Origin of the sequence: Pseudomonas brassicacearum (genome assembly GCF_009601685.2) — a bacterium.
GTDB lineage: Bacteria > Pseudomonadota > Gammaproteobacteria > Pseudomonadales > Pseudomonadaceae > Aquipseudomonas > Aquipseudomonas kilonensis_B.
Genome location: NZ_CP045701.2, coordinates 2,200,067 through 2,215,963 on the forward strand (window position 1 = coordinate 2,200,067; position 15,897 = coordinate 2,215,963).

The 15,897-nt window shown below is 63.3% G+C and carries 14 protein-coding genes; 4 read left to right on the plus strand and 10 right to left on the minus strand.

What is annotated here, in order from left to right:
• Positions 1 to 201 precede the first annotated feature (201 nt).
• Both GFU70_RS09655 and GFU70_RS09660 read left to right on the plus strand, forming a co-directional pair.
• Positions 202 to 2,241, plus strand: a complete 2,040-nt coding sequence (locus tag GFU70_RS09655) for an FAD-dependent oxidoreductase (protein ID WP_153387934.1) — start codon at positions 202 to 204, stop codon at positions 2,239 to 2,241.
• Between the two features lie 126 nt (positions 2,242 to 2,367).
• Positions 2,368 to 3,276 (plus strand): 1-aminocyclopropane-1-carboxylate deaminase/D-cysteine desulfhydrase, encoded by a 909-nt coding sequence (locus GFU70_RS09660; protein ID WP_153387935.1) that lies wholly within the window; start codon positions 2,368 to 2,370, stop codon positions 3,274 to 3,276.
• Between the two features lie 6 nt (positions 3,277 to 3,282).
• Here the strand turns inward: GFU70_RS09660 and GFU70_RS09665 are convergent, their stop codons facing one another.
• Both GFU70_RS09665 and GFU70_RS09670 read right to left on the minus strand, forming a co-directional pair.
• Positions 3,283 to 3,831: a cytochrome b gene (locus GFU70_RS09665; RefSeq protein ID WP_153387936.1), complete on the minus strand. Its 549-nt coding sequence runs from the start codon at positions 3,829 to 3,831 to the stop codon at positions 3,283 to 3,285.
• A 126-nt stretch (positions 3,832 to 3,957) separates the two neighbouring features.
• Entirely contained in the window at positions 3,958 to 5,364 is a 1,407-nt protein-coding gene (locus GFU70_RS09670; protein ID WP_153387937.1) for a type VI secretion system Vgr family protein, read from the minus strand.
• 219 nt (positions 5,365 to 5,583) lie between these two features.
• On the opposite strand from GFU70_RS09670, the gene GFU70_RS09675 reads away from it, so the two are divergent.
• Positions 5,584 to 6,288, plus strand: a complete 705-nt coding sequence (locus GFU70_RS09675) for a YebC/PmpR family DNA-binding transcriptional regulator (RefSeq protein ID WP_058544045.1) — start codon at positions 5,584 to 5,586, stop codon at positions 6,286 to 6,288.
• A gap of 191 nt (positions 6,289 to 6,479) precedes the next feature.
• On the opposite strand, the gene GFU70_RS09680 is transcribed toward GFU70_RS09675, so the two are convergent.
• From GFU70_RS09680 to GFU70_RS09715, 8 genes are all read right to left on the minus strand, one after another.
• The gene (locus GFU70_RS09680; protein ID WP_153387938.1) at positions 6,480 to 7,823 is read right to left on the minus strand and encodes a leucine-rich repeat-containing protein kinase family protein; all 1,344 of its coding nucleotides are present in this window, start codon (positions 7,821 to 7,823) and stop codon (positions 6,480 to 6,482) included.
• Positions 7,824 to 8,126: 303 nt separating this feature from the next.
• Complete coding sequence (locus GFU70_RS09685) at positions 8,127 to 9,188, minus strand: ABC transporter substrate-binding protein (protein ID WP_058544043.1); 1,062 nt, start codon at positions 9,186 to 9,188, stop codon at positions 8,127 to 8,129.
• 18 nt (positions 9,189 to 9,206) lie between these two features.
• On the minus strand, positions 9,207 to 10,322 hold the full coding sequence (locus GFU70_RS09690) for an NAD(P)/FAD-dependent oxidoreductase (protein WP_116642792.1): 1,116 nt from the start codon (positions 10,320 to 10,322) through the stop codon (positions 9,207 to 9,209).
• Positions 10,319 to 11,674 (minus strand): NAD(P)/FAD-dependent oxidoreductase, encoded by a 1,356-nt coding sequence (locus GFU70_RS09695; RefSeq protein WP_153387939.1) that lies wholly within the window; start codon positions 11,672 to 11,674, stop codon positions 10,319 to 10,321. Before GFU70_RS09695 ends, GFU70_RS09690 begins: the two co-directional genes overlap by 4 nt.
• 133 nt (positions 11,675 to 11,807) lie before the next feature.
• A complete protein-coding gene (locus GFU70_RS09700) occupies positions 11,808 to 12,098 on the minus strand; it encodes a (2Fe-2S)-binding protein (protein WP_058544040.1) in 291 nt (96 codons plus the stop codon).
• A gap of 7 nt (positions 12,099 to 12,105) precedes the next feature.
• Complete coding sequence (locus GFU70_RS09705; protein ID WP_058544039.1) at positions 12,106 to 12,900, minus strand: ABC transporter permease; 795 nt, start codon at positions 12,898 to 12,900, stop codon at positions 12,106 to 12,108.
• A 6-nt stretch (positions 12,901 to 12,906) separates the two neighbouring features.
• The gene (locus GFU70_RS09710) at positions 12,907 to 13,776 is read right to left on the minus strand and encodes an ABC transporter permease (RefSeq protein WP_116642790.1); all 870 of its coding nucleotides are present in this window, start codon (positions 13,774 to 13,776) and stop codon (positions 12,907 to 12,909) included.
• Entirely contained in the window at positions 13,773 to 14,798 is a 1,026-nt protein-coding gene (locus GFU70_RS09715) for an ABC transporter ATP-binding protein (RefSeq protein ID WP_116642789.1), read from the minus strand. Before GFU70_RS09715 ends, GFU70_RS09710 begins: the two co-directional genes overlap by 4 nt.
• A 244-nt stretch (positions 14,799 to 15,042) precedes the next feature.
• On the opposite strand from GFU70_RS09715, the gene GFU70_RS09720 reads away from it, so the two are divergent.
• A complete protein-coding gene (locus GFU70_RS09720) occupies positions 15,043 to 15,879 on the plus strand; it encodes an IclR family transcriptional regulator (RefSeq protein ID WP_116642788.1) in 837 nt (278 codons plus the stop codon).
• Positions 15,880 to 15,897: the final 18 nt, after the last annotated feature.

Here is a 15,897-nt window from a genome sequence, read left to right on the forward strand (position 1 = left end):
GTTTGAGCACGTGAGCCAGCGTTGATAGGACTGACCCATCCCTCTGGGAGTCACGCACGACTGCGCCCTGCACGTTTTGATCATTAAGTTGTCAGTTACGGTCATTGAGCGCCCGCATCCCGACTCTTACGCTGTGGGTCATGACAGACGCAAGCCGCAGAGCTTGCGCTTTTCCCGTGATCGCCCGTTGTGGAGTTACCGATGACCGCCTCTCATTACCCGCACCTGCTGGCCCCGTTGGACCTGGGTTTCACCACCTTGCGCAACCGTACCCTGATGGGCTCGATGCACACTGGTCTGGAAGAGAAACCCGGCGGCTTCGAACGCATGGCGGCGTATTTTGCCGAGCGCGCCCGGGGTGGCGTAGGCCTGATGGTCACGGGTGGAATCGGGCCGAATGACGAAGGCGGTGTTTACTCCGGCGCGGCCAAGCTGACCACCGAAGAAGAAGCGCTCAAACACCAGATCGTTACCCGGGCCGTACACGAGGCCGGTGGCAAGATCTGCATGCAGATTCTCCATGCCGGGCGCTACGCCTACAGCCCCAAGCAAGTGGCTCCGAGCGCGATCCAGGCGCCGATCAACCCGTTCAAGCCCAAGGCGCTGGACGAGGAGGGTATCGAGAAACAGATCAGCGATTTCGTCACCTGCTCGGTCCTGGCCCAGAAGGCCGAATATGACGGGGTCGAGATCATGGGCTCGGAAGGTTATTTCATTAACCAGTTCCTGGCGGCCCACACCAACCACCGTACCGACCGTTGGGGCGGCAGCTATGAAAACCGCATGCGCCTGCCGGTGGAAATCGTCCGTCGAGTGCGCGAGGCGGTGGGCCCGAATTTCATCATCATTTTTCGTCTGTCGATGCTCGATCTGGTGGAAGGCGGCAGCACCTGGGACGAAATCGTCCAGTTGGCCAAGGCCATCGAGCAGGCCGGCGCGACGATTATCAACACCGGGATCGGTTGGCACGAAGCGCGAATTCCTACCATCGCCACCAAGGTTCCGCGGGCGGCGTTCAGCAAGGTCACGGCCAAGTTGCGTGGTTCGGTGAGCATCCCGCTGATCACCACCAACCGCATCAACACCCCGGAAGTGGCCGAGCAGATCCTCGCCGAAGGCGACGCCGACATGGTCTCCATGGCCCGGCCGTTCCTGGCCGATCCGGAGTTCGTCAACAAGGCCGCTGCCGGTCGCAGCGATGAAATCAACACCTGCATCGGTTGCAACCAGGCGTGCCTGGACCACACCTTCGGCGGCAAGCTCACCAGTTGCCTTGTCAACCCGCGGGCCTGTCACGAAACCGAGCTCAACTATTTGCCGGTAACCCAGGTGAAGAAAATCGCCGTGGTCGGTGCCGGCCCGGCCGGCTTGTCCGCTGCCACGGTGGCGGCCGAGCGTGGGCATCAGGTGACGCTGTTCGATTCGGCCAGTGAAATCGGTGGCCAGTTCAACGTCGCCAAGCGCGTGCCAGGCAAGGAAGAGTTCTTCGAAACCCTGCGCTACTTCAAGCGCAAATTGCAGACCAGCCATGTCGAGTTGTGCCTCGACACCCGGGTGGATGTTGCGCAGTTGGTGGCTGGCGGTTACGACGAGATCATCCTCGCCACGGGCATCGCGCCGCGCGTGCCGGCGATTCCCGGGGTGGAGCATGCCAAGGTGTTGAGCTACCTGGACGTGATCCTGGAGCGCAAGCCGGTGGGCCGCAGCGTCGCGGTGATCGGCGCCGGCGGTATCGGCTTCGACGTGTCGGAGTTCCTGGTTCACCAAGGCGTTGCCACCAGCCAGGACCGCGAGGCGTTCTGGAAGGAGTGGGGTATCGACACCCACCTCGAGGCTCGTGGCGGCGTCGCCGGGATCAAGGCCGAACCTCATGCACCGGCGCGCCAGGTGTTCCTGTTGCAACGCAAGACGTCCAAGGTCGGTGACGGCCTGGGCAAGACCACTGGCTGGATCCACCGCACGGGCCTGAAGAACAAGCAGGTGCAGATGCTCAACAGTGTCGAGTACCTGAAGATCGACGACGACGGCCTGCACATTCGCATCGGCGAAACCGGCGAGCCACAGGTGCTGGCCGTGGACAACATCGTGATCTGCGCCGGCCAGGATCCGCTGCGTGAATTGCAGGAAGGCCTGGAAGCGGCGGGGCAGAGCGTTCACCTCATCGGCGGTGCCGACGTGGCGGCGGAACTGGACGCCAAGCGGGCGATCAACCAGGGTTCGCGGTTGGCGGCGCAGTTGTAACACACCCCCCAAGGAAACCCCTTGTGGGAGCGAGCAAGCTCGCTCCCACAGGGGGATGTGGTGAACCTGAAATCACCCGCTGCCAAGCTGTTAAGATGCCGGCCTATTTCCCCCTGGCCTGCTGCCATGCTGCTTCCTGCCCTCGACTGGCATCCCCAACCCCGGCTCGAACCCCTTCACCTGGACTGGCTCGCCCGCGCCGGTGTTGAGGTGGCGGTGTTGCGCCTGGACCGGATCGATCCGCTGATCAGTGGCAACAAGTGGTTCAAGCTGATTCATCATTTGCGCGCCGCCCATGAGGCCGGTGCCGAGGGGGTCATTAGCCTGGGTGGGGCCTATTCCAACCATTTGCATGCGTTGGCGGCGGCGGGCAAGCGCTTCGGGTTTCCCACGATGGGGCTGTTGCGTGGTCACCCCCAGGACACGCCGACAGTGCGCGACCTGAAAGCGTTTGGCATGGACCTGCACTGGCTGGGGTATGGCGGATACCGAGAGCGACACGCGCCGGGTTTCTGGGCGCCGTGGCAGATGCGCTATCCACATTTGCATCCGGTGCCCGAGGGCGGTTCGGGGTTGCCTGGCGCACAAGGTTGCATGGCCTGGGCAGCCAGTGTCGGTGAGCAACTGGCGACGTTGGGCTGGGCGGACTTTCACGGTTGGTGGCTGGCCTGCGGTACCGGAACGTCGCTGGCTGGGCTGGTACTGGCTGAAGCGGGGCAGCGTCCGGTCTATGGCGTGCTGGCGGTGCCCCAGGACCATGGCGTGGCGCAGCAAGTCGAAAGCATCGTGGGGGAGGCGGGCCTTTGCAGTGCGCTTTATGAATTGTTCGACGGCAGCCGTGGTGGTTTCGCCCGGGTCGATGCCGAACTCACCGAGTTCATCGAAACCACGGCGGCCATCGAACTGGAGCCGTTGTACACCGGCAAAGCCTTGATGGTGCTTAAAGCGCGGGTCGAGGCCGGAGGGATTGCCCCTGGCACCCGTTTGATCTTCGTCCACACCGGCGGTTTGCAAGGCCGCCGAGGGTTCGAGTAACGGCGATCAACCGCGTTTGGGCATCATCCGCAGCAGCGTGTTATCCCGTACCACATAGTGGTGGTACAGCCCCGCCAAGGCATGCAAGCCAATCAACCAATAGCCGATGGTGCCGCCCAGCACATGCCAGCCTTCCAGCTGCTTGGCAAACGCCTTGTCCTGATCGATGAGCAAGGGCAGGTCGAAACCGTAGAACATCACCTGATGCCCTTCGGCGCTGGTGATCAGCCAGCCCAGCAGCGGCATGGCGATCATGAACAGGTACAGCGCCCAGTGCATCAGGCGAGCCAGGAGGGTTTGCCACACAGGCGAGGCCGGGAAAGTCGCCGGAGCCTTACCCATGCTGCGGGCGAACAGGCGTAGACAGACCAGGAGGAGCACTGTCAGGCCGAGCATGAAGTGCGCTTCCTTGATCAGGGTCCGGCCATCGCTGCCCTTGGGGAAAATTCCCCGGAATTCGATGCAGGCATAAACCACGGCCAGCAGCACCAGCATCAGCCAATGCAAGGTCACCGTGACGGTACTGTAGCGGCTTTCTGAGTTCTTCCAGGGCATTGCAGGGATCTCCAACGATCAGGGTAGAGCGCCGTCTAGCGCGGCGTTGTCTATTTACTGTAAGCCCGTTTCGTTGAATTGGCATGAGCCAGATCAGTTTTGCCGGCATCAAGCCACCGGGTTGGGTCAGGGCGTGAAGTCCGGCGGATTGAGCAGCCAGTCCAACAGCAGCCCGGCATCATGATTGCCACGGGGCGATTTCGGGCGCGTGGCGGTATGGCCTGCGCCGGTATCGACAGCCCCTGGGCACAGCACCGGTCGATCGGGGTCGCCATCGAGAAAGCTCACCAGCACTTCGCTGCCGGCCAAAAGGCTGGGGCTGCCACCCAACGTCAGCCGCGACACGGGCAGCGTGATGCCGTCCTGGTCCGGCGCCCACAGGCTGACACACACCTGGCCACGTTCATCGGGGGTGGCTGGTTGGCCGGCGCGGCCGAGTACATGGGCCAGGTGGTATCCGGGGATGCAGGGCTTGGGATGCTTGAGGGCCGGCCTGAACACAGTGGACCAGGGAATGGCGGTGAACCGGTTGCGGTAGCCACGGGCCGACGGTGCGGCGGGCAAGTCCGGTTCCAGGATCGAAAACTGCCGCCCGCGATGCTGGACTTCGGTGATCAGCCATTGATCGTTGAAGGTGGAAACCGGGTGCTCGCAGATCTGCACGATGTCGCCGCCGTGCAGGGCCGCTTGGGTGCTGTGGCCATGGATTTCCCGTTGCCGGCAGCGCAGCCGTTCAAGGTGACGGCGACCAGCCTGGTAACGGTGAGCCAAGGCCGGGTTGCCGCGCATGCCTTCGTGATCGATCCGTTCAAGGGGTTGATTCGTCGCCGAGGCTTGGGTGTCGGACGAGGCCCGGTCGCTGAACCCGACGGGCAGGCCTGGCATGATCGGATGGTGACGCAAATACAAGCGCTTGACGGCCGGCAGCAGGCTGTCGTTCGGGCGCAGGGACAGTTCGATGGGGCGCGCGGGAAAGCTCTTGGGGTCTTCGGCAAACACCAGGACATGGCCCTGGGGAGTGTGTTCGAAGTGGTAATGAATGCCTTCTTCCTCGCACAGTCGTTGCAGGAGGGTCAGGTCGCTTTCGTCGTACTGGATGCAAAACGGGCGACACGGATACTGCCCATGGGGCAGTTCGAAACGGTAACTGTCGACAGGCAGCGCATGTTCTTCCAGCAGGCGTTGCAGCACCTGCACCACGCTGAGCCGATGGAAAACCCGGCGCCGCGGGCCTTGCTCCAGTTGCTGGAGGTAGGGGACCAACGTCAAGCGATAGCCGATGCGCCGCGGCGCCAGGGCACTCAGGCTGACGCTGTGGACAACCCCATGGACGCCCGATTCGCCGTCCAGGCGCAGGAAGGCCGGATGCCCCAAGAGCAGGTCGGGGGGTATCGGTGGGGCCAGGCCGATCAGTTCGAGGTCAAAGCGGTATGGCTGGTTGAGGGCTTCGCGGCCATTGAACCGCAAGACTTGCAGTTGCAAGTCGCTTTGCGTGAGCGTCAGGCTGAAGGGGCTTTCCGTGTCGTTGCGCATCGCAGCTCCTACTGGCGGGGAGAGAGGCGCAGAGGGTACGAAACCGCGAGGGGAAACGGTGCTTGTGAATCGCTATTTCAGAAACGCCCTACAACACGCTGTGAAAATGTCGATCCGGCAGGGTGAATTTTTTGGTCGATCAGCCGGTTTAGGCCGTATAAACTTGCGCCACAGCGCCGGCCGGCAGATGTCTCGGCGCGTCAGACAAGAGAGTGAGTAATGGGCGCACAGTGGAAGGTTAAACACAAAGAAGCGGCTGCCAACGCCAAGGGCAAGATCTTCGGCAAATTGGTGAAGGAAATCACCATTGCCGCGCGCAACGGCGCTGATACCGCTACCAACGCGCACTTGCGACTGGTGGTCGAACAGGCGAAGAAGGCCTCGATGCCCCGCGAGACCCTGGAGCGTGCGATCAAGAAAGGTTCTGGCCAGCTCGGTGAAACCGTGCAATACCACCGCGTCACCTACGAAGGGTTCGCGCCGCACCAGGTGCCGCTGATCGTTGAATGCGTGACCGATAACATCAACCGTACCGTTGCCGAAATTCGCGTCGCGTTCCGCAAGGGCCAACTCGGCGCCTCGGGTTCGGTGGCGTGGGACTTCAACCATGTCGGCATGATCGAAGCCGCGCCGGACAGCCCGGACGCCGATCCGGAAATGGCCGCCATCGAGGCCGGTGCCCAGGATTTCGAGCCGGGCGAAGAAGGCGCGACGCTGTTCATCACCGATCCTGCCGACCTCGATGCGGTACAGAAGGCTTTGCCGGAGCAGGGCTTCACCGTATTGTCGGCCAAGCTGGGCTATCAGCCGAAAAACCCGGTCAGCGGCCTGACCGACGAGCAGATGGCTGAAGTCGAAGCGTTCCTCGAAGGCCTCGACAACCACGATGACGTGCAGGACATGTTTGTCGGGTTGGCGGGTTAAGCGAAGTACAGGCAATCCCCTGTGGCGAGGGAGCTTGCTCCCACTCGGCGGCGCATAGGCGCTGTGTAGGAGCTGTGTAGGAGCTGTGTAGGAGCTGTCGAGTGCAACGAGGCTGCGATCTTTCCCCAGACACTTGAGTCTCAAGCGAAAGATCAAGATCAAGATCAAAAGATCGCAGGCTTCGCCAGCTCCTACAGAGTCCAGCGGGAGCAAGCTCCCTCGCCACGGTCACGCAGTAAACCTTCGATCTCATCAAACCCCGGTCGCGCCAGCACATCCGACTGACAGCAGCGCGCCTGCAAATCCTGCAGCCACGCAAGATCCTGCGCACCGAGCGCCGGTTCGATCCGCGCCAGCAATTCCCCCAGCAGAATCCCGAAGGCCCGCACTTCGATGCGTTGCAGTGCGCGGGTTTGAAGGTTGTCCGTGGTGGCGTGGAACGACGCGGCGCCAAAATCCCCCAGCAGGCAATCGCCCTGGTCATTGCACAGGATATTGTGCCCGTAGAGATCCCCGTGGGTGATGCCCTGGCGGTGCAGGTGCGCCGCCACCGAGGCGATGCCATGGGCGATGCGCAGGGCCGCTGGGGCGCTGAGGCGCAGCTCATCGGCATACACGTCGCGGCTGCACGACGCCAGGCTCGGCAGCCCGGCGAGGTTACGGTAGCTGGGCTCGATCAGCGCCATCACCAGCCCGGCCTGTTGCTCGGGGTGTCCGGCAACCTGGCCCAGCACCTCAATCAGGTTCGGGTGTCGACCGGCAGTGATGCAGGCATGCATCTCATGCAGGGGCGAGCCGTCGCTGGTCATCTGGCCTTTGTACAGCTTCACTGCGACCTTTTGCGCCACCTGGCCGGGCGTCCGCCAGAGCGCCTGATGAATTACCCCCGACGCGCCTTCGCCCAGTGGCTGTTGCAGTTCCAGATGCGCCCAGGCGATAGGCGTTGTGCTATTCAGGGCCGCCGCTTCTGCCTGGGCTTGCAGCGGGTTGCCAGCGTAGGCCAGCCAGCTGAGGCTTGGCAGCTTGAGCAACCATTGCGGCAGTTCGGTCAGTTGGTTGGCGGCGATGCGTAGCAGTTCGAGTCGATGACACTGACCCAGGCTCGCCGGCAGCTGCTGCAAACGGTTGCCGGCCAGCATCAGTTTCTGCAGAGAGGGGCGTTGGCCCAGTTCATCCGGCAATTGGTTGACGCAGTTGTCGGTCAGGATCAGCCAGCGCAGCCGTGGTGGCAGCGCGGCGCCCGTGACGCGCGCGATGCGGTTGGCCTTGAAACCGACCATGGTCAACGCGCTGCAACGGCCCAGGCATTCGGGCAGTTCGGTGAAGCGGTTGTCCGAACAGAACAGCACGCGCAGGCGAGTCAGCCGATGCAGGTCGTCGGGCAGCGTGTCCAACTGATTGCCGCTGAGGTTGAGAATCTCGAGGGAATCGGCCAGGTCGAAGATTTCCCTGGGAAACTCCGTCAAGCCGCAGGCCAGGTCCAGCCGAGTAATGCCTGAGAGCTGGCCGGCGCGTAGTTGGGCGAGGGTGTGCATGGAGAGGTTCGCTATTGATCAAGAAAAAAGAGCGCGAAAAAAAACTGTGGCGAGGGTGCTTGCTCCCGCTCGGCGGCGCTGTGGGAGCTGCGTAGGAGCTGTGTAGGAGCCGTGTAGGAGCTGTGTAGGAGCTGTCGAGTGCAACGAGGCTGCGATCTTTCCCCTAACACTTGAATCCCAAGCGAAAGATCAAGATCAAAAGATCGCAGGCTCCTACAGAACCCAGCGGGAGCAAGCTCCCTCGCCACAGGTCATCTGTTCAATTCATTGTGAGTAGGCCGCATGATAACTGCAAAGCGCGCGCTAGCGCTCGATGCTGCGGTTCCAGCGGGCGTTCCAGGCCGGGCGTTGTTCGTTGACCTGGTCCCAATCCACCGCAATCGCTGTTTCCAGGTATTGCTTCATCGCTTCCACCTGGCCGCGGGTCTTGTCGGTGGTCGGGGTGTTGGGGTTGGACGGGATCTGGTCGCCTTCTTCCAGGGCGATGGCCTGGGCTTGCGGGGTCAGCAGGAAAGCCGCGAGCTTTTGCGCCAGCTCCGGTTGAGTGTTTTGGGCGATGGCGCATTCGGCGACGTTGAGGACCACGGCGCCTTCCTTCGGCTGGGCATATTCGACCGGCATGCCCTTGAGTTTCAACGCGGTCACCTGGGTCGGCGTCAGCGGGAACAGCGCGGCTTCGTCGGTCTGCAGCATTTCGGATATCTTCGCCGAGCTCGGGATGTACTCCAGCACGTTGCGTCCCACTGTATTTGGCCACGCTTTGAAGCCCGGCTCGACGTCGGTTTCGCTGCCGCCCTGGATCCGGTTGAACATCAGGAAACCGTGCAGGCCGAATGTGGACGAGGCCATCGACTGGAACACCACTTTGTCCTTGAAGCGCGGATCGGCCAGGTCCATCCATGAAGTGGGCGTATTCCAGCCCTTCTCCTTGAACAGCCGAGTGTTGTAGGCCAGCCCCGTCACCCCGAGGCTGACGGCCACGGCTTGATCCTTGATGCGTCCCTTGGCCGGGATCTGCGCCAGGGGCGGGCTGTCTTCGAGCTTGTCGCACAAGCCCATGGCGATGGCGCGATACATGATGCCGTCATCGAGGAACATCACATGCATCTGCGGGTTGCCTTTGCTGGCCTGGACTTTGGCCAGGATGTCGGCGGAGGTGCCGGGCACGATGACCACTTTGACGTTGTTGGCTTTCTCGAAGGCCGGCAAGACCTTGTCGGCGTAGAGCCGCTCCATGGTTCCGCCGTTCATGCCCAGGTAAAGCGTCGGCTCGGCCAACGCCTGGGTGAGCGGGAGCAGGGTGCCCAGGCAAGCGGAACCCAGCGAGCAGAAACCGAACAGTGCACTGCGTTTGACGTTATTCATTGGCGCGACCTTCCTCTATCAAGCAACGGAGATGGAGTGAAACCGGGTGATGGAAAACGCATCCAGCGGCGTGGTCGAAGCCCCGCTGCAGATGATCTCGGTAAGCGCCTGGCCCACCGCCGGGCCGATCTGGAAGCCCGCACCGGCAAAGCCGAACGCGTGCAACAGACCGGGCTGGGTGCTGCTGTGGCCGATCACCGGCTGGCGATCGGGCAGGTAACCTTCGGTGCCGCTCCAGGTACGAATCGCCTGGGCGCCTTCCAGGAATGGGTAGAGTTCGACCGCCTGGTGCAGGATTTCCAGCACCGCATTCTGGCCGGGTCGGGCGCGAGCGGCGTCCAAGGCAAAACCTTGGCCGCCGCCCAGCACGCAATTGCCGCGTGAAACCTGGCGGGCATAGATGCCGCCGCCTTCGACGCCAGTGCTGGCGTCCATGACCAAGGGCAAGGGCTCGGTGACCAGCATCGCCGGATGCCCGGCGTGCATCGGCACCGCTTCGCCGAACTGCGCGGCGAACTGACTCGCCCAGGCACCGGCGCAGTTCAGCAGCCAGGGCGCATGGAACGTCAGGCCCGTTGCGGTATGTACGGCAAAGCGCTGGCCGTCGTGTACCACGTTGCTGACGGCGCACTGTTCGTGGACTAGCGCGCCCTGCCGGCGAGCGGCCTGGGCAAAGGCAGGCGATACCAGGCGTGGATTGGCGTGGCCGTCGTCCGGGCACAGCGACGCTCCGACCGCGACAGTGCCGACCCACGGAAAACGGGCGCGCAACGCATCGCGATCGAGCAGTTGCAGATCCAGGCCAAACCCTTGGCTGGCGACGGCGTAGTCGTGCAGCGCTTGCAGATCTTCAGCGCTGCGGGCCAGTTTCAGATGACCGCTGCGCTGGTACTCACCATCGATGCCGATCAATTGTGGCAACTGGCTCCAGATTTCATGGGCCCGTTGCGACAAGGGCAATTGCGACAACGGTCGGCCCTGGCGGCGCACACCGCCGTAGTTAACGCCGCTGGAGTGCGAACCGCAGAAGTCGCGCTCCAGCAACACCACCCGGCGTCCGGCCTTGCTCAGGAACAACGCGGCCGAGGCACCGACGATGCCGCCGCCAATGATCACTGCATCCACTTCGATCATGGCTCGACCTCCAGGCCGAACGGCATGGGCTTGATCGGCGCCTGGGCCCGCAAACGGCCGATGCTGGAAACGGTGCGGCCACTTTCGCGGGCGATGATTTCCGCCGCGGCGGCACCGCACATTCGTCCCTGGCAGCGGCCCATGCCGACCCGGCAATGCGCCTTGACCCGATTGATTTCCCAATGGCCTTCACCCACCACCTGGCGGATGTCGCCGGCGCTGACTTCTTCGCAGCGGCAAATCATCAGGTTATCGGCAGCGGCGGCGGCCCACTCTTCAGGAAAGGCAAACGCGCGTTCCAGGCCCTGTCGGAAATGGCCGATGCGTTCCAGCGATTGTTCCAACTGAGTGCAACGCTGCGGGTCGATCAGATAACCGCTGTCTTCGAGCAAGGCCAGGGCTGCCCGTTCGCCGGCCATTTCAGCCGCGTCGGCACCCATGATTCCGGCACCGTCACCGGCCAGGTAAATCCCCGGCACGCTGCTGCGCCCGGCGAGGTCCCGTTGGGGCAGCCAGGCGCGATTGAGGGCGTTCCAGGTGAAGTCACAGCCCAGCAAGTCGGCCAGTTGGGTTTCGCTGCGCAAGCCGTGGGCGAAGGCCACCGCATCGCAGTCGAGGGTGTGTTCGCCGCGTGCATTGCGCCATTTCAGTGACTGCACCCGGCGTGCTCCGTCGAGACGCGACAGGCTCGCGCCTTGATGCACGGCGATGCCATGGGCGGTCAGCCAGGCGCGGTAGTAGAGGCCCTTGGCGAGGGTGGCCGGTTGCGCCAGCAGGCCGGGCAGGGCGCGGACCTGGGCGCTAAAGGGCGAACTGTCGAGCACCGCGACCACGTTGGCGCCGGCCCGGGCGTATTGATAGGCCACCAGATACAGCAAGGGGCCGCTGCCGGCGAACACCACCCGTTCACCGATGGCGCACCCCTGGAACTTCAGCGCGATCTGCGCCGCGCCCAGGCTGTACACCCCGGGCAGGGTCCACCCCGGCACAGGCAGGACCCGGTCGGTGGCGCCAGTTGCGACGATCACGCTGGCGTACTCGAGACGGTCGGCGCGGCCTTCATGCAGGGTATCGAGCAGGCCGGCCTCGGCGTTCCACACCAGGGTGTCGGGACGATAGTCGAGCTGTTCGCGCAATGCGTCGAGCGTCTGGTGGATGGCGTTGGCCTTGTGCGCTTCGAAGCCATAGAGCTTGCCCGGCGAGCGCTTGAAATTGGCCGGTTGGCGCCGATAGATCTGTCCGCCACCGCGGGCGGCTTCGTCCAGCAGAACCGGGTATAGGCCGTGGGCGACCAATGTCTGCGCAGCACGGATACCGGCCGGGCCGGCGCCGATGATGGCTATCGGTTTCATCGCCACCTCATTGGCCGGGCCGGGGGATTTGTGCTGCTGTTGGAGCCGTCATCGCGAGCAAGCTTTGCTCCCACAGTTTTTTTGCGGCGGGAGCAAAGCTTGTTCGCGAAGAGGCCATGCCTGTCGACAGTGTTCATAGCTGGCGCCCCGGTTCGCGGGTGATGTGCTGGCCGGCTTCGAGCAGGGTCGAGCAGGCGCGGACGCGGCGGCCATCGCCCAGGCGCACCCAGCAGTCCTGGCAGGCGCCCATCAGGCAGAAACCGGCCCTGGGTTCGGCGCTGAAGTCGCTGCCGCGCAGGTGTTCGCTGCAGGTCAGCACGGCGGTCAGCAGCGTGTCTCCCAACAGGCCGATGGCAGGCTGGCCGTCGAGGGTAAAGTCCAGGGCCGGGCGGTCGCCTTCGGCCAGTCGTTTCAGCAGCGCCATGGTGCCCTCATTGTTTGCCTACCAGGACCCGATCCAGGCCATAGACCCGGTCGAGCACAATCATGGTCAGCGCGGTCAGCGCGATGACCAGTGCCGACACCGCTGCCATCATCGGGTCGATGGATTCGGTGGCGTACACGTACATGCGCACCGGCAAGGTTTGTGTGGCCGGCGAGGTGACGAAGATCGACAGCGTGACTTCATCGAAACTGTTGATGAACGCCAGCAGCCAGCCCCCGGCCACCCCCGGCAGGATCATCGGCAAGGTGATTTGCCGGAACAGCGTGAAGCGCCCGGCCCCTAACGATTGCGCAGCCTGCTCGGCGCTGCGGTCCAGGCCGATGGCCGAGGCCAGCACCAGGCGCAGCACGTAGGGCGTGATGACCAGCACATGGGCGAAGATCAGCCAGGCAAAGCTGCCGTTCACGCCCATCAGCGCAAACAGGCGCAGCAACGCCACGCCCAACACCAGGTGCGGAATGATGATCGGCGACAGGAACAGGCCATTGAAGAAGTCGCGGCCGGGAAACTCGAGCCGGGTGATCGCCAGGGCTGCCGGCACCGCAATCAGCGTCGCCAGCGAGGCCGCGCTGAACGCCAGGACCAGGCTGTTGTAGAAGGCATCGACAAAATCCGCGCGTTCGAACACGGCGCGAAACCAGCGCAGGGAAAACTCGGTGGTCGGCAGGCTCAGGGTGTTTTCCGGGGTGAAGGCGACGAGGCAGACCACCACCAGCGGCGCGAGCATGAAGGCCACCAGCAGGGCGTGAAACAGCAGCGCGAAAGGACCGTTTCTAGACATGACCCATTACCCCAATGACTTCTTGTAGCGGCCTTCGATCATCCGGTTCCACGACAGCATGATCAGCAGGTTGAGCAGCAGCAGCGCGACAGCAATGGCCGCGCCCATGGGCCAGTTCAGCTCCGACAGGTATTGGTCGTAGATCAACGTGGCGACCATCTTCAAGCGCCGTCCGCCGAGCAGGCCGGGGATCGCGAAGGAACTGGCGGCGAGACCGAACACAATCAGCGTGCCGGACAGCACGCCGGGCATGATTTGCGGCAGCACCACTTTGCGGATCACCGTGAACTGGCTCGCCCCCAGGGACAGCGCGGCCTGTTCGGCGGCTGGGTCGAGTTTCTGCAGCGAGGTCCAGACCGGAATGATCATGAACGGCAACATCACGTGGACCAGGGCGATGACCACGGCGAACGGCGTATAGAGCAGCTTCATCGGCGCGCCACCGAAGGCCTGCAGGACCTGGTTGACCAAGCCGTCGGCGCCGAGCAACAGGCTCCAGCCAAAGGCCCGCACCACCACCGAAATCAGCAGCGGCGTGAGAATCAGGATCAGGAAAATCGAGCGCCACGGTGCGCCCATGCGGCTGAGGATGTACGCCTCGGGCACGCCGATCAGTACGCACAAGAGCGTGGTCAAGGCGCTGATCCAGAACGTGCGCCAAAAGATCTCGTAGAAGTACGGGTCGCCCAGCAGGCTGGTGTAGTGCTCGAAGGTATAGGCGTCGCCGTTGATGCCCGAACTGTAGTCGAAGACGTTGAACGACAGGACCAAGGTCAAGCCCAAGGGAATGACGAGCAAGCCCAGGTACAAGGCCAGGGCCGGCGCGGACATCAGGTAGCCTTGGCGACCGCGGCGCATCGCATCGATCAGCTTCATGCCGGCACCTCGTCCGCACTCAGCACCCGCAGCAGTGCCGGATCCCAGTCCAGGCCCACCGCCGTGCCTTCGACCAAGGGCGCCGAGCCGTCGTTGCGGCGCACCACGCACAGTTCACCCAGGCTGGTCGAGACGCCGTACAGCCATTGGCTACCAAGGAAGAAGCGGTTGACGAGGGTGCCTTGCAATCGCCCAGAACCGGCCTCGCACAGGTCGATTTTTTCCGGGCGCAGGCTCAGGGTCAGTCCCCCATCGCCTCGGGTGCAGGCTTGAACGACGCCTGCGCTGTTGCGCTCGCCGGGCAGAAGGTTGGCTTTGCCGACGAAACCGGAAATGAATTCGGTGCGCGGGTGCTCGTAAAGGGTATACGGCGCGTCGATCTGGGTAATGCGCCCGGCCTGCATCACCACGACCCGGTCACTGATCGACAGGGCTTCGGACTGGTCGTGGGTCACCATCAGCGTGGTGATCCCGACTTCGCGCTGGATGCGGCGGATTTCGTATTGCATCTCTTCGCGCAGGTTGGCGTCGAGGTTGGACAGTGGCTCGTCGAGCAACAGCACTGGGGGTTCGATCACCAAGGCCCGGGCCAGTGCCACGCGCTGGCGCTGGCCGCCCGAGAGTTCTCGCGGATAGCGGTCGGCGTGGCGGTCCAGGCGTACCAGTTTCAACACCCGGTCCACCCGTTGTTGCAGTTCGCTATTGGCCACTTTGCGCATGCGCAGGCCGAAGGCAACGTTGTCCTTGACGGTCATGTGGGGAAATAGCGCGTAGCTCTGGAACACCACACCCAAGCCACGGCTGGCGGGCTTGGCGTGGGTAATGTCGCGACCGTCCAGCAGGATGCGCCCGCTGCTGACTTCGACGAAGCCGGCGATCATCTGCAGGGTCGTGGTTTTGCCGCAGCCGGAAGGTCCCAGTAGCGAGACGAACTCGCCTTTTTCCACCGACAGGTTGGTGGCGACCACGGCGTCGATATCGCCGTAACGTTTGCCAAGTCCTTCAAGTTGCACAAAAGCCATAGCTGCGCTCCACCTGGGATTGTTATGCGTCGCCGCAAGGCGCGCTTTTTTATGGGCAGATACGAAAGGATGCTGCTGGGGTGCGTTGGCGCTCGACTTCAAGTCGGCTGCCGCTGTTGTTCGAATCGCCCCTGTCTGGACGAAGAGTAGGACGAAGAATAGGATGGGCTCAATGGACTATTTCACTGAAGCGAAGACTATTTTCAGTTTCATTCAGTGAATAAATTTAATGATGAGAAATAGCATGTCTAATTCCACTGATCGGAATAATGAGAAAGGCGAGGTGGGTGTCGGTGCGGTTTCCAGGCTGTTTGCCGTGTTACGCAGCCTGGGTGACACCGCCGAGGGTGGCGAGCGGGTGACACAATTGGCCCAGCGCATCGGCCTGTCCCAGCCCACCACGCATCGCTTGTTGCGTAGCCTGATGGACGAAGGCATGGTCGAGCAGGACGCACGCAGCAAACGCTACCGCCTGAGCCTGGAGTTCTTCGCCCTGGCCGCCCGCGCGGGCAACACCGGCAACCTGCGCGAACTGGTGCGCCCGGCGATGCTGCGGTTGTCGGCTTCTCTGGGGGACTCGCTGTTTTTGCTGGCGCGCAGTGGTTTCGATGCGGTCTGCCTGGACCGCAGCGAGGGACCGTTTCCGATCCGCACGTTCACCGGCGACATCGGTGGTCGCGTGGCGTTGGGCGTGGGGCAGGGCAGCCTGGCGATCCTGGCGTTTCTGCCGGAGCAAGAGCGCGACACGGTGATTCAATACAACCTGCCGCGGCTCAAGGATTTCCATTTGTACGACGAAGTGTTCCTGCGTTCGGAAGTGGAGAACGTGCGCACGCTGGGCTACGCCGGGCGCAACACTGGCGTATTGCAAGGCATGGCCGGGGTCGCCGTGCCGATCCTGGACCGTGATGGCCGGGCCGTGGCCGCCTTGAGCGTGGCAACGGTGAGTGACCGCCTGGGGCCCGATCGCCTGCCGACGGTGGTGGATATGCTCAAGCGCGAGGCGGCCCTGATCGGGCCGCGGATCAACCCGTTCGACCCGTTGCTGCGCAGGCCTTCGCTGGTGTTTGGACAGGGGTGAATACACTCTCAAGCGCAG

What these genes read in the sequence shown, in the direction of transcription:
- GFU70_RS09655 (WP_153387934.1), top strand. Translation starts at nt 202, where the DNA reads ATGACCGCCTCTCATTACCCGCACCTGCTGGCCCCGTTGGACCTGGGT.
- GFU70_RS09660 (WP_153387935.1), top strand. Translation starts at nt 2,368, where the DNA reads ATGCTGCTTCCTGCCCTCGACTGGCATCCCCAACCCCGGCTCGAACCC.
- GFU70_RS09665 (WP_153387936.1), bottom strand. Translation starts at nt 3,831, where the DNA reads ATGCCCTGGAAGAACTCAGAAAGCCGCTACAGTACCGTCACGGTGACC.
- GFU70_RS09670 (WP_153387937.1), bottom strand. Translation starts at nt 5,364, where the DNA reads ATGCGCAACGACACGGAAAGCCCCTTCAGCCTGACGCTCACGCAAAGC.
- GFU70_RS09675 (WP_058544045.1), top strand. Translation starts at nt 5,584, where the DNA reads ATGGGCGCACAGTGGAAGGTTAAACACAAAGAAGCGGCTGCCAACGCC.
- GFU70_RS09680 (WP_153387938.1), bottom strand. Translation starts at nt 7,823, where the DNA reads ATGCACACCCTCGCCCAACTACGCGCCGGCCAGCTCTCAGGCATTACT.
- GFU70_RS09685 (WP_058544043.1), bottom strand. Translation starts at nt 9,188, where the DNA reads ATGAATAACGTCAAACGCAGTGCACTGTTCGGTTTCTGCTCGCTGGGT.
- GFU70_RS09690 (WP_116642792.1), bottom strand. Translation starts at nt 10,322, where the DNA reads ATGATCGAAGTGGATGCAGTGATCATTGGCGGCGGCATCGTCGGTGCC.
- GFU70_RS09695 (WP_153387939.1), bottom strand. Translation starts at nt 11,674, where the DNA reads ATGAAACCGATAGCCATCATCGGCGCCGGCCCGGCCGGTATCCGTGCT.
- GFU70_RS09700 (WP_058544040.1), bottom strand. Translation starts at nt 12,098, where the DNA reads ATGGCGCTGCTGAAACGACTGGCCGAAGGCGACCGCCCGGCCCTGGAC.
- GFU70_RS09705 (WP_058544039.1), bottom strand. Translation starts at nt 12,900, where the DNA reads ATGTCTAGAAACGGTCCTTTCGCGCTGCTGTTTCACGCCCTGCTGGTG.
- GFU70_RS09710 (WP_116642790.1), bottom strand. Translation starts at nt 13,776, where the DNA reads ATGAAGCTGATCGATGCGATGCGCCGCGGTCGCCAAGGCTACCTGATG.
- GFU70_RS09715 (WP_116642789.1), bottom strand. Translation starts at nt 14,798, where the DNA reads ATGGCTTTTGTGCAACTTGAAGGACTTGGCAAACGTTACGGCGATATC.
- GFU70_RS09720 (WP_116642788.1), top strand. Translation starts at nt 15,043, where the DNA reads ATGTCTAATTCCACTGATCGGAATAATGAGAAAGGCGAGGTGGGTGTC.